22 protein-coding genes are annotated in these 19,453 nt (G+C 69.1%); 8 read left to right on the forward strand and 14 right to left on the reverse strand.

From position 1 onward, the window contains the following. Positions 1-10: 10 nt before the first annotated feature. On the reverse strand, positions 11-844 hold the full coding sequence (locus OQ02_RS25655) for an SAM-dependent methyltransferase (protein WP_033441142.1): 834 nt from the start codon (positions 842-844) through the stop codon (positions 11-13). A 215-nt stretch (positions 845-1,059) separates the two neighbouring features. Between OQ02_RS25655 and OQ02_RS25660 the strand changes: the two genes are divergently transcribed. The 3 genes from OQ02_RS25660 to OQ02_RS45040 all read left to right on the forward strand — a co-directional run bounded on the left by OQ02_RS25660 (position 1,060) and on the right by OQ02_RS45040 (position 2,600). After that, the gene (locus tag OQ02_RS25660; RefSeq protein ID WP_033441143.1) at positions 1,060-1,935 is read left to right on the forward strand and encodes a helix-turn-helix domain-containing protein; all 876 of its coding nucleotides are present in this window, start codon (positions 1,060-1,062) and stop codon (positions 1,933-1,935) included. A 127-nt stretch (positions 1,936-2,062) separates the two neighbouring features. Continuing rightward, positions 2,063-2,308, forward strand: a complete 246-nt coding sequence (locus tag OQ02_RS25665; protein ID WP_156077311.1) for a DUF397 domain-containing protein — start codon at positions 2,063-2,065, stop codon at positions 2,306-2,308. Then, complete coding sequence (locus OQ02_RS45040; RefSeq protein ID WP_033441144.1) at positions 2,292-2,600, forward strand: hypothetical protein; 309 nt, start codon at positions 2,292-2,294, stop codon at positions 2,598-2,600. Before OQ02_RS25665 ends, OQ02_RS45040 begins: the two co-directional genes overlap by 17 nt. A 223-nt stretch (positions 2,601-2,823) precedes the next feature. Here the strand turns inward: OQ02_RS45040 and OQ02_RS25675 are convergent, their stop codons facing one another. Then, positions 2,824-3,435 carry a TetR/AcrR family transcriptional regulator C-terminal domain-containing protein gene (locus OQ02_RS25675; protein WP_033441145.1) on the reverse strand — a complete coding sequence of 204 codons (612 nt, stop codon included), beginning with the start codon at positions 3,433-3,435 and terminating at the stop codon, positions 2,824-2,826. Between the two features lie 79 nt (positions 3,436-3,514). Between OQ02_RS25675 and OQ02_RS25680 the strand changes: the two genes are divergently transcribed. After that, a complete protein-coding gene (locus OQ02_RS25680) occupies positions 3,515-4,057 on the forward strand; it encodes a peroxiredoxin-like family protein (protein WP_156077312.1) in 543 nt (180 codons plus the stop codon). A 53-nt stretch (positions 4,058-4,110) separates the two neighbouring features. On the opposite strand, the gene OQ02_RS25685 is transcribed toward OQ02_RS25680, so the two are convergent. Together OQ02_RS25685 and OQ02_RS25690 are read right to left on the reverse strand one after the other, a co-directional pair. Continuing rightward, on the reverse strand, positions 4,111-4,737 hold the full coding sequence (locus OQ02_RS25685; protein WP_033441308.1) for an MBL fold metallo-hydrolase: 627 nt from the start codon (positions 4,735-4,737) through the stop codon (positions 4,111-4,113). A 25-nt stretch (positions 4,738-4,762) separates the two neighbouring features. Further along, complete coding sequence (locus OQ02_RS25690) at positions 4,763-5,056, reverse strand: transcriptional regulator (protein ID WP_231500225.1); 294 nt, start codon at positions 5,054-5,056, stop codon at positions 4,763-4,765. Between the two features lie 163 nt (positions 5,057-5,219). Here OQ02_RS25690 and OQ02_RS25695 point away from each other — a divergent pair, with 163 nt between their 5' ends. Then, positions 5,220-5,549 carry a helix-turn-helix domain-containing protein gene (locus tag OQ02_RS25695; RefSeq protein ID WP_156077313.1) on the forward strand — a complete coding sequence of 110 codons (330 nt, stop codon included), beginning with the start codon at positions 5,220-5,222 and terminating at the stop codon, positions 5,547-5,549. A gap of 85 nt (positions 5,550-5,634) precedes the next feature. Beyond that, positions 5,635-6,384, forward strand: a complete 750-nt coding sequence (locus OQ02_RS25700) for a class I SAM-dependent methyltransferase (RefSeq protein ID WP_033441148.1) — start codon at positions 5,635-5,637, stop codon at positions 6,382-6,384. A 29-nt stretch (positions 6,385-6,413) separates the two neighbouring features. Here the strand turns inward: OQ02_RS25700 and OQ02_RS25705 are convergent, their stop codons facing one another. From OQ02_RS25705 to OQ02_RS25745, 9 genes are all read right to left on the reverse strand, one after another. Further along, complete coding sequence (locus OQ02_RS25705) at positions 6,414-7,649, reverse strand: MFS transporter (RefSeq protein WP_033441149.1); 1,236 nt, start codon at positions 7,647-7,649, stop codon at positions 6,414-6,416. Then, positions 7,646-8,857, reverse strand: coding sequence for an ATP-grasp domain-containing protein (locus tag OQ02_RS25710; RefSeq protein ID WP_033441150.1), 1,212 nt, complete (start codon positions 8,855-8,857; stop codon positions 7,646-7,648). The genes OQ02_RS25705 and OQ02_RS25710 overlap by 4 nt, the downstream gene beginning before the upstream one ends. Further along, on the reverse strand, positions 8,854-10,098 hold the full coding sequence (locus OQ02_RS25715) for an ATP-grasp domain-containing protein (protein WP_033441151.1): 1,245 nt from the start codon (positions 10,096-10,098) through the stop codon (positions 8,854-8,856). Before OQ02_RS25715 ends, OQ02_RS25710 begins: the two co-directional genes overlap by 4 nt. After that, a complete protein-coding gene (locus tag OQ02_RS44105) occupies positions 10,095-10,904 on the reverse strand; it encodes an HAD family hydrolase (RefSeq protein ID WP_033441152.1) in 810 nt (269 codons plus the stop codon). The genes OQ02_RS25715 and OQ02_RS44105 overlap by 4 nt, the downstream gene beginning before the upstream one ends. Beyond that, positions 10,898-11,539: a CDP-alcohol phosphatidyltransferase family protein gene (locus OQ02_RS25725; protein ID WP_051772807.1), complete on the reverse strand. Its 642-nt coding sequence runs from the start codon at positions 11,537-11,539 to the stop codon at positions 10,898-10,900. Before OQ02_RS25725 ends, OQ02_RS44105 begins: the two co-directional genes overlap by 7 nt. Further along, complete coding sequence (locus OQ02_RS25730; protein ID WP_051772808.1) at positions 11,536-13,392, reverse strand: aminotransferase class I/II-fold pyridoxal phosphate-dependent enzyme; 1,857 nt, start codon at positions 13,390-13,392, stop codon at positions 11,536-11,538. Before OQ02_RS25730 ends, OQ02_RS25725 begins: the two co-directional genes overlap by 4 nt. Before the next feature lie 64 nt (positions 13,393-13,456). After that, a complete protein-coding gene (locus tag OQ02_RS25735) occupies positions 13,457-14,740 on the reverse strand; it encodes an FAD-dependent oxidoreductase (RefSeq protein ID WP_033441153.1) in 1,284 nt (427 codons plus the stop codon). Next, positions 14,737-15,483, reverse strand: coding sequence for an aminoglycoside N(3)-acetyltransferase (locus tag OQ02_RS25740; protein ID WP_197043490.1), 747 nt, complete (start codon positions 15,481-15,483; stop codon positions 14,737-14,739). The genes OQ02_RS25735 and OQ02_RS25740 overlap by 4 nt, the downstream gene beginning before the upstream one ends. 326 nt (positions 15,484-15,809) lie before the next feature. Further along, the gene (locus OQ02_RS25745; RefSeq protein ID WP_231500226.1) at positions 15,810-16,136 is read right to left on the reverse strand and encodes a hypothetical protein; all 327 of its coding nucleotides are present in this window, start codon (positions 16,134-16,136) and stop codon (positions 15,810-15,812) included. A 1,305-nt stretch (positions 16,137-17,441) separates the two neighbouring features. On the opposite strand from OQ02_RS25745, the gene OQ02_RS45045 reads away from it, so the two are divergent. Further along, positions 17,442-17,858, forward strand: a complete 417-nt coding sequence (locus OQ02_RS45045) for a hypothetical protein (protein WP_197043491.1) — start codon at positions 17,442-17,444, stop codon at positions 17,856-17,858. Then, entirely contained in the window at positions 17,851-18,912 is a 1,062-nt protein-coding gene (locus OQ02_RS42720) for a beta family protein (RefSeq protein ID WP_197043492.1), read from the forward strand. Before OQ02_RS45045 ends, OQ02_RS42720 begins: the two co-directional genes overlap by 8 nt. On the opposite strand, the gene OQ02_RS47245 is transcribed toward OQ02_RS42720, so the two are convergent. After that, positions 18,890-19,447 carry a sce7726 family protein gene (locus OQ02_RS47245; RefSeq protein ID WP_156077315.1) on the reverse strand — a complete coding sequence of 186 codons (558 nt, stop codon included), beginning with the start codon at positions 19,445-19,447 and terminating at the stop codon, positions 18,890-18,892. The two genes, OQ02_RS42720 and OQ02_RS47245, sit on opposite strands and share 23 nt — an antisense overlap. Positions 19,448-19,453 lie beyond the last annotated feature (6 nt).

The following is a 19,453-nucleotide window of genomic DNA, read 5'->3' on the forward strand; positions in this document are numbered from 1 at the left end:
CCGGAACCCGCTACGGCTTGCGGGCCACGCCGCCGGCGATGCAGTGGCTCACCGCGTCCAGCTCCCTGAGCCGCGGCCCGTCCGGCCACCAGTCGGCGCAGATCACCAGGCCCGGCTCGACCAGCTCCAGACCGTCGAACAACTGGTGCAGCTCGGCCATCGTGGCGAACCGCCCGCTGCCCATCGGCGAGTGCAGGAACGTGTCCTCCATCCGCCGCGCGATCGCCGAGTGCTCCTCGGTCTCCGGGTCGAGGAAGTGCGAGAGCGCAACGTACGAACCGGACGGCAGCGCGTCGATGTACTCGGCCATGATCTCCGCCGACGTCGGCGCGTCACCGTTGTAGTGGTGCAGCGTGCCCAGCTGGAACAGCGCCAGCGGCTCGTCGAAGTCGATGTGCCTGCGCACGACCTCGTCGTTCAGGATGTCCCGCGGCTTGAAGATGTCCGCCGCCGAGAAGTGCGTGCGGTCGTTCTCCTCCAGCAGCGCGCGGCCGTGGGCCAGCACCACCGGGTCGTTGTCGACGTACACGACCCGTGCGTCCGGGCTGATCCGCTGGACCACCTGGTGCGTGTTCTCCGCGGTGGGCAGACCGGACCCGCAGTCCAGGAACTGGTCGATGCCCGTCTGGCTCGCGACGAACCGGGCGGCCCGGATCAGGAAGCTCCGGTTGTCCACCGCGAGGGTGGCCGCTTCGGGGGCGACCTGCTGCACGCGCCGCAGCACCTCGCGGTCGATCTCGTAGTTGTCCTTGCCGTTGAGGAACGCGTCGTAAACCCTGGCGATACTGGCTTTTGTGGTGTCGATGTAGACGGGGGCGGCGGCGTCCGAGGACGTACCCGGCATTGTGGTGACCTCGCATTACGGGGGCAGTAGGGCTGGCGTCTGTGCACCGCGTCACAGTCCGCTCAGCGTAAGCGTATGGGCTGTGCGCATGAGCGGAGCGCGTGCGGCTGACCGGGCAAGATCATGGGTGTACGTTCAGTGACGATGCGAGTTTGCCCGCCCCGGCCGCAACCGCTGTTCGGGTGGACAGGCATGACGGTCGGGAGGATCGGCAGATGGCGACTGGCGAGCCCGCGCCGGAGCGGGAGAGCGGCCCCACCGCGTTGCGCATCGTGCTCGGCGCCCAGTTGCGCCGGCTGCGCGAGGCCGCGGAGATCAGCCGGGCGGACGCGGGTTACGCGATCCGCGGTTCCGAGTCGAAGATCAGCCGGATGGAGCTGGGTCGCGTCGGCCTGAAGGAGCGCGACGTGAACGACCTGCTGACGATGTACGCGATGAACGACGAGGACGCCAGGGCGAAGTTCCTGGAGATGGTCCGCCGGTCGAACTCGCCGGGGTGGTGGCACCGGTACACCGACCTGATGCCGGACTGGTTCCAGGACTACGTCGGCCTGGAGGAGGCCGCGTCCCGCATCCTCACCTACGAGACGCACTTCGTGCCCGGTCTGCTCCAGACCGAGGACTACGCGATGGCCATCGCCAGCCACGGTCGGCCGGAGCTGGCCACGCCCGCGGTGCGGCGGCGGGTGTCGTTGCGGATGCAGCGGCAGAAGATCCTGGCCAGGCCGGGTGCGCCGCGCGTGTGGGCGGTGATCGACGAATCGGTGCTGCACCGGCCCATCGGCGGTCGTCAGGTATTGCTCGACCAGCTCGAATATTTGCTCAGCGTCACCAAGGACGGGCCGGTCACTCTTCAGATTGTCTCCTTCTCGTTGAGCGGCTACGCAGCGGAAGGTCCTTTCACGATGCTCCGGTTCAGTGAGCCCGACCTGCCGGACATCGTGTACCTCGAACACCTCGCCGGTGCCCTCTACCTGGACAAACTCGAAGAGCTGGAGGCCTACAGCCGGGTTTTCGACCGGCTGACGGTGGACGCCGAGACGCCTGATCGCAGCCGTCAGATGCTCGCGAAGATGCGAGCCGGCCTCTAATCTTCCTCCTTCCGGATGAGATTCGCGCTCTGCATCTGCACGTGCATTTACCCGTGCGCCACGCAGTGCTACCGTCCGTGCACAATCAGATGCACGTGCAGCTGCATCACTCGTGGTTGGAGGGCTGATGTCGATCGCCAGCAAGGTTCACAACGGCATGTCCGCAGCCGACTTGTCCGGCGTGACATGGCGCAAGAGCGTCCGCAGCGGCGCCCTCGGCAACTGCGTGGAGCTCGCGGTGCTCAAGGGGGACGCGATCGCGATGCGCAACTCCCGGTTCCCCGACGGCCCAGCGCTCGTCTACACCCGAGCGGAGATCGCGGCCTTCGTGGCCGGGGCCAGGGACGGGGAGTTCGATGACCTCCTCAACTGACTACTCCACGCGGACGACGTTCCAGCTGCGCGAGCTGATAGCGCGGGGTTTCCAGTTCCTCCACCCGCGGGACGCGAGGGGTGAGCTGGCGGCGGTGGTCGGCGTTCGCGCCCACGACGCCGTGATCGACGTGGTACGGCTGCACACCGAGGACGACGCGATCGCGATGCGGATGCCCGCCGACGAGGTGAACGTGTTGTCCCCCAGCCGTTTCTCGTGGCGTCGCCACGGACCGGCCGCGCACGTGCTCGAAGAACTGCTCGACCTGCCGGATGAAGACCGGGTGCAGTGAACCCGGGTTCTTCTTGCCGGGCAAGGACTTCCAGTCTTCCCGTCCGCGTCCGCGGTGGCGGACGGGCCGAGGGGTCACCACCCCTCAACGGCGAACCTGACCTGGAGGCGCAGCGGGAGTCGGCTCCGCGCCGGTTGTCGACACCACGCTCGGAGCGCAACTCCGTGTTCGTCGCGTTGCACGGCGTGGAGGTCGAGGTCGGCTTCGACCTCCACGCCGACCACTACGGGCGGCGCAGGCCGCTGAGCACGACTTCCAGGCCTCGGCGGAACTCCACGTCGGAGGGGATACCGCCGGCCACCCCGGCGGTTTCGGCCAGCAGCGGGTACTTCTCGCTCAGCCCGGTCATCGCGTCGGTCCCCTCGCCGGCCAGCGGGCTCCGGTGCTCCATCTCGGTCGCGCCGATCAGGTAGCCGAGCACCACGCGCAGCGCGATCACCCGCTCCTCGCCGGTGAACCCGGCCCGGGTGAGCACTCCGAGCACGGCCTCGCCCCACCGCAGCAGGCTCGGGCACCGGTGCCGGTGCGACATGGTGAGCGGCACCGCGTTGGGGTGACGGGCGATCGCCGTGCGGACGCGTTCAGCCAGGACAGCGACCTGCTTGTCCCACAAGGCCTTCTTCGGCGGATCGACGTCGACTTGGGACAGGATGTGCTCGACCGCCACGGCTTCCAGCTCGTCCCGGTCGGCCACGTACCGGTAGAGCGACATCGTGCCGACGCCGAGTTCGTTGGCGACGGCACGCATCGACAGCGCGGCCAGGCCGTCCCGGTCGAGGACGGCGAGCGCGGCGACGGCCAGCGCGGTCTGGGTGAGCGACTTCGGGCGTGGCATGGCGCTTGACAGCGTACAAGATACGCGCATAGCTTAGGTAGGCGTACAGCGCACGCTTACAGTGGAGGGGGAAGCGGACGTGAAGGTCACTGCACGTGAATGGGAGGCCGTCCTGGGCGGTGCGGTGCGGGTGCCCGACCCGGACCGCCTGGTGCACCTCCAGTTCCGCCGGTTCGCCGGGTGCCCGGTGTGCAACCTGCACCTGCGGTCGGTCGTCCAGCGGCACGACGAGATCACCGCACACGGGATCGCCGAGGTGGTGGTGTTCCACTCGACGGCGGACGAACTGCGTCCGCACGTCGCCGACTTCCCGTTCGCCGTGATCGGCGACCCGGACAAGCGGCTCTACGTGGAGTTCGGGGTGGAATCCGCGCCGCGCTCCCTGCTCGACCCGCGGGCGTGGGGCGCGATGGTGTCCGGCATCGTCCGCGACCTCGGTCCGGTGCTGCGCGGCCGTCGTCCGCTGCCCCGCCCGACCGGCGGGCGGCTCGGGTTGCCGGCCGACTTCCTCATCGCGCCGGACGGCCTGGTCGTCGCCGAGAAGCTGGGGCAGCACGCCTACGACCAGTGGTCTGTGGACGAACTGCTCGGCCACGCACAGGCCTTGACCAGCAAGAACTGAGTTGTCCACAGGGTTGTCCCCAGCTGTGGACGGATCGAACACGCGTTCGATAGTCAGCGGGTCAACCGCAGGAGATCGGGATCGCGCAGCGGGCGGCCGTGGCCGAACAGCACCAGCTTCGGCCGCAGTTCGGCCAGCCGGCGCATGGACGCCAGGTTGCGGGTGTCGTCGTAGCTGAGGAACTTCGGCGGCGCGCCGAGGCGGAGCACGTTGACGAACACGTCGCCGCAGAGCAGCACGCCGTCGTGGTCGCGCCACAGGGCGATGTGGCCGGGGGAGTGGCCGGGGACGTCGAGCACGGTGAACCCGGCGACCTCGTCCCCTTCGGCCAAGCTGCGCGCGACGGGGTGGGGTGGGGGCATCCGCATCCGCGACACCACCGCCGCGGCGAAGCCCGAACCGGTCACGGGTGTCGCGGTGGCCACGGCCTCCGCGTCCTTCCGCCCGATCCACAGCGGCACGTCGTACCGCTCGCACACCGCGTGGCTGGAGCCGAAGTGGTCCGGGTGGGCGTGCGTGACGACGTGGGCGGCGAGCGTGCGGCCGTCGAGCTGGCGGGTGATGCGGCGGCGGGCGGACCGCGTTCCGGCGTCGACCAGCACGTCCTCCACCAGGTAGGCGTTCACCAGGTGCGGAGGACGTCCGAGGAGCAGGTGGACACCCGGGGCCAACGGACGCACGTCGCCCATCGTAACCGCGCGTGGCTCAGTGTGATGGTTCGACGGCGTCGTCGGGTGGCACGCCGTCGTCGGGGGTGTCGTCGGGGGTGTCGTCGTGGGACGACACGACTTCGAACAGGTCGTCGAACTGCATCGGCGCGAGCGCCGTCAGCGCGCCGCCGATGAAGGCCGGGCCGGGCTGGAGCTCGCCGCCGAGGACGCGCGCGACCGTGGAGCGGTTGACGTCCATCGCCCTGGCCAGGGCGTAGTCCGACGTGAACCCCGCGAGCCGCGCGGCCTTGCTGAAGACGCCGGTGCGGAGCTTGATCTTCTTCGGCATGATCCGCCTTGTGTTGTGCGCACCCAACGAGTGGTGTGAGCGCACAACGCTAGCAGTGCGTGGTGCATTCGCAACGAATGTTGTTCACGCACAACACGCAGGTCAGGCCTACCTGGGGGGAGTGCGCAACACGCGTTGCGCCCGCGCGCGTACCATGGCGCGGGTGACCACAGACGAGAGTGCGGGCTCGACCTGGTGGGAGTGGGTCGAGCGCCAGCTGGAGGACCGCGCCATGACCCCGGCGGTCCTCGGCGAGCGGACCGGCCTGGACCGCAGTTGCTTCACCAGGTGGCGCAAGGGCGAACGCCCCACCATGGACACGGCGCGCCTGGTCGCCAGGGCGTTCGGCATGAGCCCGCTGGAGGTCATGGTGAAGGCGCACCTGATCAGCGCCGAAGAGGCCGGCCTGCGCGCCGCGGCCCCCGACCCGTCGACGCTCACGGACCAGCAACTGCTGGCGGAACTAGGCCGCCGCCTGAAGCGCACCCGCTGACACTGCGGTCGCCCAGAGCTTCCTCGGCTGCCGTCGACCCGGAAAGTCGCTCGCCAGAGCAGCCGATCACCAGTGCAATGGACCGGTGATCGACTACACGGAACTGAACCGCCGGCACTGGGAGAACACGGCTGCCGCCGCCCACGGACCGCTCGCCCGTGAGCACTGGGCGCGCGAGGAGGCCTGCTGGGGGCTGTGGGCGACCCCCGAGTCGCAGGTCTCCGCGCTGCCCGCCGACGTGTCCGGGATGGACGTGATCGAACTCGGCTGCGGCACCGCGTACGTGTCGGCGTGGCTGGCGAGGCTCGGCGCGCGACCGGTCGGCGTCGACATCTCGGCGGCCCAGCTGGCCACCGCCCGCGCCATGCAGGTCGAGTTCGACCTGGAGTTCCCCCTCGTCCTCGGCGACGCCCAGCAGGTGCCGCGGGACGACGCCACGTTCGACCTGGTGATCAGCGAGTACGGCGCCTCCCTGTGGTGCGACCCGTACCGCTGGATCCCGGAAGCCGCCCGCCTGCTCAGGCCGGGCGGCCACCTGGTCTTCCTGAACCGGTCACCGCTGTTCGCGTTGTGCGCCCGCACCGACGACACGGCGGCGACGTCGCTGCTGCGCCCGCAGTTCGACCTGCGCCGCCTCGACAACGACACGTCCGCCGAGTTCACCCTCGCCCACGGCGACATGCTGCGCCTGCTGCGGTCGACGGGCTTCACCGTGGAGGACCTGGTGGAGATCCAGGCCCCCGACCCCGCGCACCGCGAGTACAGCGAGGTGTCGTCGTCGTGGGCGCACCGGTGGCCGAGCGAGGAGATCTGGAAAGCTCGCCTGACCGGGTGACGTGCGGGGGTCGGCCGCGCGGGCACGGCTCACGGACTCGTCGACGCGAGGTCGGTCCGCCGGGTCTGCGTGGACCTGATCCAGCAGAGCACCGCGGGCACGGCGAGCACGGCGGACACCCCGCACATGATCAGCATCAGGTCCTGCGCGCCCGTCACCGCGCCGAACACCGCCAACAGGACACCCGCGACCGGCGTGGCGGCGAGCACGGCGGCGACGAAGAACCCGAGCGCGCCGCCGACGACGTCGGGCGGCAGGTAGTCCAGTCGCCTCGTGCGCAGCCAGATCGTGAACACGGTGACGCCGGCCGTCCACAGGACGTAGGCGGCGGTGAAGACGACCAGGTTCGGCGCGAGCGCCATCGCCGGACCGCTCGCGACCAGCGCGGCACCGGCACCGGCGACCACGGTGCCGAGGGACGTCCTGCGGAGCAGCCGCTTCGTGAGCAGCGCGGCCACGAGGCTCATCACGCTCGCCGCGCCCGCCACAACGCCGGCCATGGACGGCGCGGCGTCGAAGTCGCCCACGACGATCACCGGGAGCGCACCCAGGGCGAGGCCCGCCACGAGGTTCACGACGATGGTCAGCGACACCAGCGACATCAACGGCTTGCTGCCCAGCACGACCCGTGCGCCGTCGACGAGGTTGCGCAGCGGTGACCCCGTCACAGCGCCACGGCGCACCTCAAGGGACCTGAGCGCGGCGGACGTCGCCGCCGCCGCGACCACGAGCACACCCGAGATCAGCACGACGCCACCGGACAGACCCGGCCACACCAGCAGCGCGCCACCCAGCGCGGGACCTGCCGTGAACGACAGCTGTTGCGCCACCTGCACCCTCGACTGCGCGTCCGGCATGAGCCGGCTCGGCACGCACCTGGTGAGCACGGTCTCCGTCGCGATCACCGCGTGCCCGTTGAGCAAGGTCATCACGGCGGACGCGGCCATCAGCGCCACCGGGTCCGCGACCACCGCCACCACGAGGAGGACCCCCGCCCTGGCGAGGTCGTTGACCAGGAACTGCCTCGCGATCGGGAACCGGTCCACCAGCACGCCGAGGACGGGCAGCGCCACGACCCGGGGCAGCCACTGCACGGCGAACGCCAGCCCGGACAACCCGACGCTGCCCGTGGTCGCGTAGATGACCACGGGGATCAGGTACGTCGACATCTGGTCGGCGAGCAGGCCGAGGAACCGCGCGGCGATCATCCGTTGGACGGCACGCGCGGTCGTGCCCGGGATCTCCCGCTCCACCGCGGGGTTCATGCCAGCACTAATGAGTCGTTGAGCCAGGCCATGGCGTGCCCGAGCTCGTCGAGCACGACGCGGCGGCTGTCGCCGACGACGACCATCGCGGCCACGCAGTCCACGCTGGACGTCGAGTCGGCCAGCTCGGTGCCGACACCGACGCGCAGGTCGTAGTCCTTCACGGCGGGCAACGGGCACACGGTCGGCACGGACGTGACGACACCGGGTCGGGGCGGCGCCAGCAGCCACCCGGCCTGCGTGCGCGGTGCCGCGGCAGGCGTCGGCATGCGGTCACCGGTGCCGAACGCGTGCCGGACGTACCACTCCAGCAGGTCGACCCCGAACGCCTGGATGAGCATGTCCCGGATCTTGCCCCCGCCCACGCGGCAGCCGATCTCGTTGAAGACCAGCTCACCGTCGGGCGTGCGGAACACCTCGGCGTGGAACAGGCTCACGTTCGGCGTCGGCAACGCCCTGATGGCGCGCGTGGTCAGCTCGACGAGGGCGGCGCGGTACGGGTCGTCGGGTTCGAGGGCCGACGACAGCAGCGGGTCGCCCGACTCGAACGCGAGACCGTTGGTGATCTGCGAAGGCCAGCACAACTGCACCTCGCCGTCGCGCACGCAGCCGTCGACCGTGTACATCTCGTTGGGCACGAAGCGCTCCGCGATCAGGTGCGCGGGCTGGTCGGTCCTGATCGGACACCCCGGGCCGAGGAACCGCTCCAGCTCCAGCCGGTCCCGCAGCACGTGGACGTCGATGGACGACGCGCCGGTGCGGGGCTTCACCACCACGGGGTAGTCGTGGCGCCGGGTGAACTCGACGAGGTCCGTCGCGCTGTCGACCGCGCCGTACGGGGTCACCGGCACGCCCGCCGCGCTGAGCACCTGCTTCATCACCAGCTTGTCGCGGTAGGCGGTGGCGCTGTGCACGCCCTGCCCCGGCAACCCCCACGCCTCCCGCAGCGCGGCGGACCGCAGGATGTCGAACTCGGACATGGCGAGCACCGCGTCGAAGCGGTAGGTGCCGTGCAGGCGGTAGGCGTGGAACTCGACCATCGCCGTGCTGGTGTAGTCGTCGAGCGCCACGATCTCCGCGTACCCCTCCGGCTCGACGGGGGGCAGCGCGCCGGCGCGGGTCAGCAGCACCAGCTCGTGCTCGTCGTCGATCCACTCGCGGTAGGGCACCCGGTCGAGCGCGTAGCGGTTGAGGATGAGGATCTTCATGTCGGAACTTCCCGCCAGTCGAAGGACAACGCCCGCACGGCGTCGTTCGCACGCTCGGCCGCGACCGCCGAATTCCCGGCCGTCGCGATGACCGAGGCCACCCGGTCGCGGTTGGACCCGTTGCTCTCGTAGGTCACGCCGACCCCCTTGTACAGCCGCACTTCCGCCACGTCCGGCCGTGCCCGCACGTCGTCCACGCCCTGGATCGAGCGCAACCGGCCGCTCGGCGGCGCCACGGCGAACGCGATGGCCGCGCCACCCGTTCCCGTGCCCGGCTCTCCCGGCGGCAGCCCGAGGTGGGCGCGCACGAGCTCGGTGGTCAGGTCGACGCCGATCGCCAGCCGCACCAGTTCCGGGATGCGGTCGCCCGCGAGCCGCGGGTTGACCTCGATGATCTTCGCGTGATCGCCGGAGAGGCGCAGTTCGACGTGCGCGGCGCCCCACCCGAGGCCGAGCGCGCGCAAGGCCGTCAACGCCGCGTCGGCCGCCTGTCGGTGCACGGGCTCCGGTTCCGGTGCGGGCACCAGGTGCCCGAGCTCGACGAAGTACGGCTCCGGTCCGATCAGCTTCCTGGTGACGGCGACGGCGCGGCCACCCACGACCTCGACCGAGAACTCGGTGCCGCGGACGTACTCCTCGACCTGCACCAGCGGTCGCACGGCGAGCCCGACGTACTCGCCGATGGCCAGGATCAGCCGCGCCTGGTCCCGCACCTCCTCCTCGGTGGCGCAGAGCTTCACGAACGCGCTGCCGGTCAGGTGCACCGGCTTCACGACCACCGGGAACCCCAGCTCGGCCGCCTGCTTGGCGACGAGCACCGGGTCGTCGCCGACGACGTACCCGACCGTCAGCTCCGGTGCGCGGTCCCGCAGCACCCTGCGCATCTCCGGCTTGTCGCGGCACCGCGCGACGGCGTCCGGATCGGGCCCCGGCACGCCGAAGACCAGCGCGGCGCGGGCGGCGATCTCCGTGGTGTACTCGTAGAAGGACGCGATCCCGCGCAGTCCGTACTCGTCCGCCAGCGCGCCGCACGCGCGCACGACCTCGTCCAGGTCGAACGTCGCGCACTTCACGACCGGCACCCCGAGTTCGGCGTAGCGGTCCAGCAGCCCCGCGGGGAGGTCTGCCGCCATCTGGCTCAGCAGCACCGGTTGGACGCCGCACTCCAGCATCCGCACGGCCGCCGACTCACCCGCGCCGGTGCGCGGGGTCTCGACGATCACACACGCGTCCCGCTTCACGACGCACCTCCGGCGAGCGCCACGAGGTCGGCGCACCCGAGCACCGCCAGGTCGGGGTCGACCCGCGCGGCGGTGCCCTGGAAGCGGCCGGGATCGGGACCGATGCCGACGAAGGGCAGGCCGAGCGCGGCGGCGGCCTCGGCGTCCCACACGCCGTCGCCGACCGACACCGCCCGCAAGTGCCCCGCCGGCTCGTGCCCGGCCCGCTCGTGCCCGGCCCGCTCGTGCCCGGCCCGCTCGTGCCCGGCCCGCTCGTGCCCGGCCCGCTCGTGCCCAGCCCGCTCGTGCCCCGCCGCCCGCAAGTGCCCCGCCCGCTCGTTGCCCGCCGGCTCGTGCCCAGCCCGCTCCACTGCGGCGGCCACGATCTCCACGCGGCTGAGGTGATCGCTCGCGGTCACGACCGGGAACCTCTCGGCGGCGGTGCCGAAGTGCGCGAGCTTCAGCGCGGTGACGCCGGCCATCCCGCCCGTCGCGACCACGGCCGTGCAGGAGTCGGATTCGGCCAGCTCGGCGATCAGCCGCGCCGCACCCGGTACCTCCTCCAGCGGTTCCCGCGCGAGTTCCTCCACGAAGTACTCGGTGAGCAGCGAGTCCAACCGCGCCAGTTCCTCCGGTGAGACACCGCGACCGACACCGGCCTCGAACAGCTCGTCGAGGATGCCCGAGTCCGTGTGGTGCCGGAACCGGTCCCAGCCGCCCGTCACGGTGGGCACGGGGAAGTGCGCGTACGCGCGCACCAGCGCGGCCTGGTGCTGGCGCACGCTGTGCAGCAGGGTGCCGTCGATGTCCAGCACGACCGTCACCATGGTCCACCTCCGTCGAGGACGATCAGCATTGGCGCCGCTACGACGCAGAAGGCGGTGAACACGTGCACACCCCATCCGGTGATCTTCGGCACCGACAGCGCGGAGACGTGCAGCACCGCGCAGCACACGACCACGGCGTACAGGACGACCGGGAACGCGGCGTCCAGGAACGGCGTGGCCAGCACCACCAGCGCGATCACCGGGGTGTTGTGCACGATCGGCAGACCGCGGTAGCGGCCGGACGCGTCGAGCCCCACCACGTTGAAGTAGGCGAGCCGGACCGCGCCGGCCACCGCCACCGCCAGCGCGCCCGGCCAGTACTGCGGCGCGAACCCGCCCGCCGCCAGCAGCACCATCGCCGGGTTGATCCCGCCGCTCACCAGGTCGGCGAGCGAGTCGAGCTGACCGCCGAACTCGCGGGTCAGCTGCGCGCGGCCCGCCGTGGCCCGCGCGACGCGGCCGTCCCACCAGTCGCACAGCACCGCGAGCAGCGTCATCGCGACCGCGAGCTCGACCCGGCCGATCGCGGCGAACGCCGTGCCGCACAGCGCGAGCACCAACCCGCCGAGCGTCAGCAGGTTGGCGGGATCGACGACCACGGCGCCGATGCCGTGCCGGCGGAGGTCGCCGCTCATGCCGGCACGACCAGCCGGTGGCTGTCGTCCACCGTGAGCCGTGCCATCCCGTCCAGCAGCCGGTAGTTCTCCTCCGCGGTCCGGGACGCGATGCGCAGGAACCGGTGACCGTCGACCATGGACTTCCCGGCGCAGTGCTTGACCATGGTGCCGTAGAAGGTGAACAGGTCCTCGGCGAGCGCGCGCCCGTCCATCGGCCCGGTCAGCTCGACCATGACGAAGTTCGCGTCCGGTCGCCACGCGGTGATGCCCTCGATGTCCACCAGGCCGTGGTAGAGCTGGTCGCGCTCGACGCGCACCTGGCGGCAGCTGAGCGTGAAGTCGTCGAGGAACCTCGGCAGCAGCCGCAGGAACGACTCGGCGAACCCGTTGACGTTCCAGATCGGCAGGTCGGCCCGGACGGCGTCCACGAAGTCGGTGTCGGCCGACGCGACGTAGCCGAGCCGCAACCCGCCGATCCCGTACACCTTGCTCATGCTCTTGAGGATCACGAGGTTCGGGTGCTGGTCCAGCTCACCGGCGAGCGTCTGCCGAGCCGGGTCCCCGCAGAAGTCCACGAAGGACTCGTCGAGCAGCAGGGTGCAGCCCGCCGACGCCAGCTCGCGGCACAGCCTGCGCAGGTCGGCGGCGGGCACCGCCAGCGACGTCGGGTTGTTCGGGCTGACGACGATCGCCAGCTTGGCCCCGCACCGCCGCGCCTCGGCGGCCAGGTCGTCGACGTCCAGCTCGAACGACGGCCTCGGCAGCTCGTACCGGACCAGGCGACCGGGCTCGACGCTGTTCTCGTACTCGTTGAACCCCGGCACGGGGATGATCACCGGGCCGGAGGTGACGCGGACCAGCGCGCGGATCAGCTCCGAACCGCCGTTGGCGACCGCGAGCCGGTCCTCGTCGAGGCCGAGGGCGAGGGACGCGAGCCGGGCCAGCTCCCGCTGCCCGCTCGGGTAGTGCGCGATGAGGTGGTCCATGTCCCGGGCCAGCGCGCGTTTCAGACCGCGGGGCGGGAAGTGCAGGTTGTACAGCAGTGCGTGGTCGATCACGGGATAGCGCCAGTAGCTGCCGTAGATCTCGTTGAGCCTGCGCAGCTGCGCCTTGCGGTCGGTGAGCTGGAACTCGGCCCGGTCGCGGTCGGTGTGGTCGTCGATCTCGAACCACTGCTCGGCCGGCCACACGACCTGGTGGAACTCGAACCGGCCCTGCTCGATGGAACGTCGGAACGCCGACTCGTAGTAGTCGCCGGTATTGCCGGCGGCGATGGCCGCGTCCAGGGCCGGCACCAACTCTTCGACGAGGTAGTCCTTGCGGAGTAACGAGATGTTGACGGTCTTGAAGGTGCCGTCGAAGTCGAAGTCGTCGCCCTGGTTCGGCTTGTCGACCAGGCAGGTGACGCGCCCGGTCGGGTCCGCGGTGACGACCGTGCCGTCCATCGTGGACGACCACCGCGAGGTGACGAGCACGTTGCCGGCCGGCCTGGTCAGCAGCGACCGCAGCAGGTGGCCGCGGAAGACGATGTCGGCTTCGAGCAGCAGCACGTCCTCGGTGAGGTGCTCGCGGGCCAGCCAGAGCGAGTAGATGTTGTTGGTCGTGCGGAACTCCTCCGACATGACGTACGTGATGTCGATGCCCGCGAAGCGGGGGCCGACGGCCTCCCGGATCTGCTCGTGCATGTGGCCGACCACGATCACGGCGGTTTCGACGCCGACGGCCGCGAGGTTCTCCAACGTCCGGTGCAGGATCGCCTTGTGGGCGACCTCGATGAGCGGCTTCGGGCTGACACGGGTGGACAGACCGAGGCGGTTCCCCCTGCCCGCGGCCAGGATGACGGCTCGGGTGGGTGTCGTGGCTGTAGTCAAGGATCTTCTCCGTGAGCGCGCGGACGGGCCGCAGGCGCTCCTGCCGGCGGCGACAACGATTTCGTCAGACGATGGCGGGGCGACGCAGGGTCGAGGTGATGACGGACCCGACGTCGTGCTGGTAGAGCCAGACGCCGTCCGCCCGACCGCGGAAGCGCGGCTCGCCACCGACCGCGGCGGACACCCGCAGCCCGCAGCCGAGCCCGAACGCGACGAGTTCCGGCACGGACCGCCCGGCCTCGTCGACGAGGTGCCCGTCGGCGTCGACCGCGTGGCCGTCCGCCGTCGTGAGCAGGCGCAACGACTCGCCGTCCCGTCCGGTGACGGGTGGGACGGCGCCGTCGAACCCGGTCGCCGCGACCACGAGGTCCGCGGACGCGAGCACGTCGGTGTACGTCCGACGCGGGGTGTCCCGGGTGATCGGCAGCACGTCGAGCGTCGCCGGCCGTGAACCGGCCAAACCCAACGTGCGGGCCGCGAGATCCTTCGCCCTGCCGCGCAGGCCGCTGTACCGGTTCACCCTGCCGCTCAACGGGCACACGTCCTCGGTGTCGAACGGGTAGCCGTCGGCGGCGGCCAAGGCGGTGCTGGTGTAGAACAACCGCAGCGGGCTGCGGTGGAGCACCGTGACGTGCGGACGTGCGCCGAGCACTTCCTCCTTCAGCAACAGGTGCGCGACCGACCAGGCGCTGTGCGCGCCACCGACGACGACCACGCGGGCGTTCGGCCCCAGCGGGGGGAGTTCGGTGCGGCGGTCGATCACCGCCGAGGAGTGCACCGACTTCCCGAGGTAGTCCCGCAGGCTCAGGTCGTCACGCAGTTCGACCCGGTCCAGCGGACGTGGCCGCCCGCCGGTGGCGACGACGACGGTGCGCGCCGTCGCGGTGTCCGCCGCGCCGGTGACCTCGTCGACCATCCGCACCTCGGCCCCGCCGGCCGGTAACAGCCGGATGGCGTCGACCCGGGTGCCCAGGCGGACGTCACCACCGGGGTGCGCGGAAATCGCTTCGCCCACAACGGTTCCGAGCTCGCGCAGGTACTCGCCCACCACCGGCAGCGGCGGCGTCGTGCCGGCGAGCGCCCGCACGGCCGCCACCGACGGGTGGTTGCGCAGCGCGGCGAGCCGGGGGTCCACGGCGTCGTCGTCCAGCGCTTCCAGGAACGCCCCGCCGAGCGAGTTGGCCTCGATCCGGTAGTGCGCCAGGGAGCCCGCGCCGAGCTGCGTCGACCGCTCGACCAGCAGGACGCCGGGTGCGAGGAACGCGTCAAGTGCGTTGTGCCGCATGGCGTGCACGAAAAGCCCAGTGCCCGCCGGACCACCGCCGCAGACGATCAGGTCGTGGTTCACGCGACGGTCTCCAGCGCGCGGTGGGCGAGCATCCAGTCCACCGCGAGGTCGACGAACGGTCGCTGCGGGAACAGGACGGCCTCGCCGTCACCGACCTTGCCCGTGCGGGCCTCGGGCAGGCGGTCGAGGCACCACCGGCCCATCGGCTCGAAGTCCTCTTCGTAGAGCTCGATGTCGGCGCAGGTCGTCCACCGGGTGCGGCCTCCGTGCGGCACGGGCACCGACCTGGTGAGCGTTCTGCGGCCCGCGTAGTCGGCCCGGTTCTCGGCGAGGTGGAACGACGTGTTCTTCGCGAAACCGATGCCCAGCAACAACACCCACCCGTCCACGTCGTAGACCCGTGCCAACGGAGAACCTTCGCCGAAGCGGTAGTCCAACGCGTGCTCACCGACGATGTGCGCGGCCTTCGGTCCACTCGCCGCGAACGAGTTCTGCGGGTGCGGACTGCGCAGGACGCCGTGTCCGGTGCGGAAGCACTCGGCGACCGCACCCGTGCCACGGGTGGCCGTGCGCGCTTCGTCGTAGGCGGGCAGCTCTTCCCGGATCGTGTCCCACCATTCCCGCGGTGCGGGAGGGTTGCGCCAGGTGGCCGGATCGGACAGCTGCCCCGAGAACGTCGGCATGACCAGCGTCCCAGCGGTTCCGACAGCCGTTTCGAGCGCGGTGACCACGGCGTGCGCGCCACCGCACACCCAGCCGAGGGCGCTCAGGGACGAGTGCACGAGGAGGGTGCTCCCCTCCACCACGCCCAGTGAACGCAGGTCGCGTCCTAACGAGCGTGCTGTGACAACAGCGGAACCGTCCACCAATGGCTTCTCCCCCCAGTGGCCACCTGGCTGTTACCAGACGTTTACCCTAGGCATTGGTGCACCGCAAGCGGAGTGATCTCACCGTGACAGGCGCTCACGTCTCGTCTCGGCGAAGTCCTTGGCGGCCCACCGGATTCCCCGAAACCGAACAATGCGGGTCTTCGAAGTACCCAAACAGCGTGACCGTCCGTAACGGACAGTAGCCGCACGGCCGTGGACAGTCCCGATCACCACCACGACGTCCGCTCCTGGAACAGAGTTCAGCGGAAGCGGGCTGTGTCGCCGTCGATGCGGAGCAGGAACTCGGTGATGGGTGGTCCGCCGTCACTCGGCAGGAGCACAAGACCTGCCGTCATGATCGCTTCGTCAGCCGCACGGGCCGCCTCCAGGTCTCTGCGCCTCCATGCCTCGGCAGAGCGGGCGATGAGAGGGCGCACGTCCTCCCACGCCGGACCTGGCTGGAAGCGGCAGTCGGACCAGAACATGTCCTGTGCCTCGAAGATCAGCGTTCCGACGGGACGATCCGCCAGTTCGAGCGCCCAGGTCACCTTCGGCGAATCGCTCGCTTGCGCGTCACCTGCGGGCACGCCCGAAGCATACGACTGACGCGGTCCCCACCCGGTGGCAAGACGGCCCGGCAGTCGATCACCGTGCCCTGCCACCCGACCCGCGCGACCGTCCCGCCCGGCAAGCCGCGGTCTCTGTACCGACGTGATGACCGCCCGGCCGCGTTCCGGCCGGCGGCGCGTCTCGACCCGGTAGCACCGTCGACCCCTGACCGGGTCGATGGCCGCCGCCACCGGCAGCGGGCCAGGCCTGCGGGCAGATCCCGGCTGACGGCGACTGAGGTAAAAGATCAGGCCCCGAGCGCGTTGCCGCTGCTCAGGGCCTGATTCACCCGGCGAAAGGTGAGTGCCCCCGGCAGGATTCGAACCTGCGACACACGGTTTAGGAAACCGCGTGGCCCAAGTCGCGTTGCGCATCACCTGACCTGTACGAACCCGGTCCCAGCGCTCACCACGCCACACAGCCAGTCCGTGAGGAGTCCGCAGTCCGCGCGCTGCCCTTCGGCGGGCCTCGCTCCAGCGCGCCCAAGACCCGATGGCAAGGCGGCGAAGCCGTCGCGGCAGTCGATCGCCCCGGCCACCACGGTAGCCGGGTAACCGCGCGATCGTCCCGACCGGCAAGCCGCGGGACTCCTCGGCTTCCAGCTCCGTTGCGCCCAGACGGCGTTGCCCCGGTGCTCCCTTATGCCGTTGCCGCTCCGCGCCGCCTCCGGGCCATGTGCACCGACTCCGCGCACGGCCGCCGGGTGGAGCGAAGCGGGAGCCCGGCGTGCCGTGATGCGGGAGTCGGTGCCAACATGCCCCCGGCCTGCCCGCGCGCAGCTGCAGGCGGCGCGCCTTGATCCTGTATAGCCGGATTCGGCAGTGGTCCCAGGTTGGATGTGCCCTGGTTGCCGGCCAGCTCCTGGCGTATTACGCCTTGTGCTCGCTGGTTGTTTTCCGTAATACGGTTATCTACACTGAGGGGGTGCCGGCTGGTGAGGACGACTATGACGGTGTGGCCTACGGAGACCTGGTCTTCGGGGATGTGGACTGGTCGGAGGTAGGTGATCATGACCCGGCTCGGCGGTCCGCCAGGAAGGGGACGACCGAGCAGAACGTCCATGTGGAATGGGCGACGGAGGCTTGTCAAGATCCACGGCGCTGGGTGCGGTCAGCCGGGAGTAAGTCCGGAATGACCGTCAAGGTCACCGGTTACTCGGAGTCTGCCGGGTTCCTTGTGACGGCGGTAGTGGCACCGAAGGACAGCCCGCCTCGAACCAGCTGGTGGGGTGCATCGGCCTGGAAGGCCAACACCAAGGACATGGAGCAGTATAGGGAGGGCGGATGAGCGAGAGCATTCGAGACATGCTTGCGCGGGAGGCCGCCGAGGCTGAGGCGCAGGCGGAAGCGGAAGAGCGAGGGGAAGTCGCTCCTCCGCGAGGACAGCGAGGACGGAAGCGCGCTGAAGACCCTTCCCAGGTTTATGCGGTCCGAATTCCCGTATCTCGACTCAATGAATTGCGCGAACTTGCCGACAGTCTAGGCGTGCCTCCTACTTCTTTGATTCGAGAGTGGGTCATTGGGAAGCTGGATGAAGCAAAAGAAAATGAACACTCCGATGTCGCGTCAGTCGCACGCCTCGGCGCAGATTCGCTCGCTCCAGGAGAAGTGCGTCTAGGGCCACCGAGGCAGCCGAAGTTTGTCGAAGGATTGGACTTGTTGCCGCAGAAAGTGGTGCAGCGTAGGAGGCGTCGTGCCTGACACTTTGTATGTTCCGGTATTGAAGGGCAGGCAAGGCGAGCTTTCGGCCCTCGGAAAGATACAGCCTATAACGCGTTCGGCAGTTCTTCCGCTTCTTGAGATAGTCCCCGGTGAGTCCGACGATCCGGAATCGGTCCGGCGCGTGATCGATCGGACTGCTAAAAAGCTTGATCAATGGGGCGGAGAAAGGTTGATGGTCGATGCCGGCTTGCTTGGTTCGACTACACCGGTACAAGATGAATCAGGTGCCGCTGCCTATGCAGTTGCTAAGGCTCGCGAGTTCGGGATTGGGGCTATTCCGGTAGTCCGTCTCGCTGACGGCGAGTTGGCACGCAATGATGTGCGTAATACGCACCAGTCATATCAATCTGGAATTGCTATTCGCCTCAATGTCGAGGACATGGATGAAGATCCAGACGACGTAAATGACGCTGTGTCTGCCCTGCTCGATCAACTCAGCGTCAAGCGTGCGGACGCCATTTTGATCCTAGATCTGGGTGTAGTGCAAGGCGACATCGCTGTCAGAGCAGGCTCGCGCATGGTTCTTGATGTGCTTCGCGATGCTGACGGAGTCGATGAATGGCGGCATATTGTCGTCGCATCTGGTGCTTTTCCAGCGGATTTGTCTACAATACTTCCCCGTAGCATTGGTGATCTACCTCGTTACGATGCCGCCTTGTATGACGCTCTACGGGGCCGTCGTCGCCTACCGCGTTTGCCGCTGTTCGGTGACTATGGTGTGTCTTACCCACTTCTATCCAGTGGGCCCCCGTTCCCTGCTGCGCCACAGTTGCGCTATACAGTATCTGATCGTTGGCTCGTTCTGAAAGGTAAGCGCAGCGATCCGCGTGGTAATGAACAATTCTACGAAGTATGTGACACAATCGCGGGGCACCCGGAATTTGCAGGAGCGGCATTGGGTGCGGCTGACGCCAGGATCGCCGATTCGCGTGCATACGGCGGTCCCGGCAACGGCTCAACTTGGCGTGAGATTGGCACTACTCACCATCTTGACTTCGTAGTACGTAGATTTACCACTGTTGGCGAGCCTTGATGGCTTCCCTGACCTCGCTCTGGAGCGTTTCGAGAGGTAGCTCTTCGGCTAGTCTATTCCATAGACGCCATCTAGTGGACGTTCTAAATCCCGCTGCCAAGTCATATTTTTTCAAGATTGCATAAGCTTCGTCGCGGAGAACTAGTTGCGCTACTGATAGTGGATCTGGGCATGGATTCAAACAATGCGGCCGAATGATCCTCAGTGTAACTCCTCGACTTGTCTCCGAGGCTTGCCAGATGCCCCACCAGGAAGGGACTGCGGAATCGGCCCGACGAGTGGCCTGATCGCCCTCAACAACTAGTACGGCAGTGTCTAGAACGGCGCTATAGAGAGGAACTTGCGAAGCGAGGCGCGAGAAATTGTCACGAGAACTTTTGATCTCGCAACCCGTTATTTCCCCATTGATCGCTGCAAAGTCGATTCTTGTAGCGCCCGCCGCTATGGGCCATTCTCGACGGTAGACGGTCCTACGTCCGCGGTGACTGCGACGAAGACGCTTCTCGACTGCATCAATGATCTGGGCCGCCCACACCGGGCG

The organism is Saccharothrix sp. NRRL B-16314 (assembly GCF_000716595.1).
Lineage (GTDB): Bacteria > Actinomycetota > Actinomycetes > Mycobacteriales > Pseudonocardiaceae > Actinosynnema.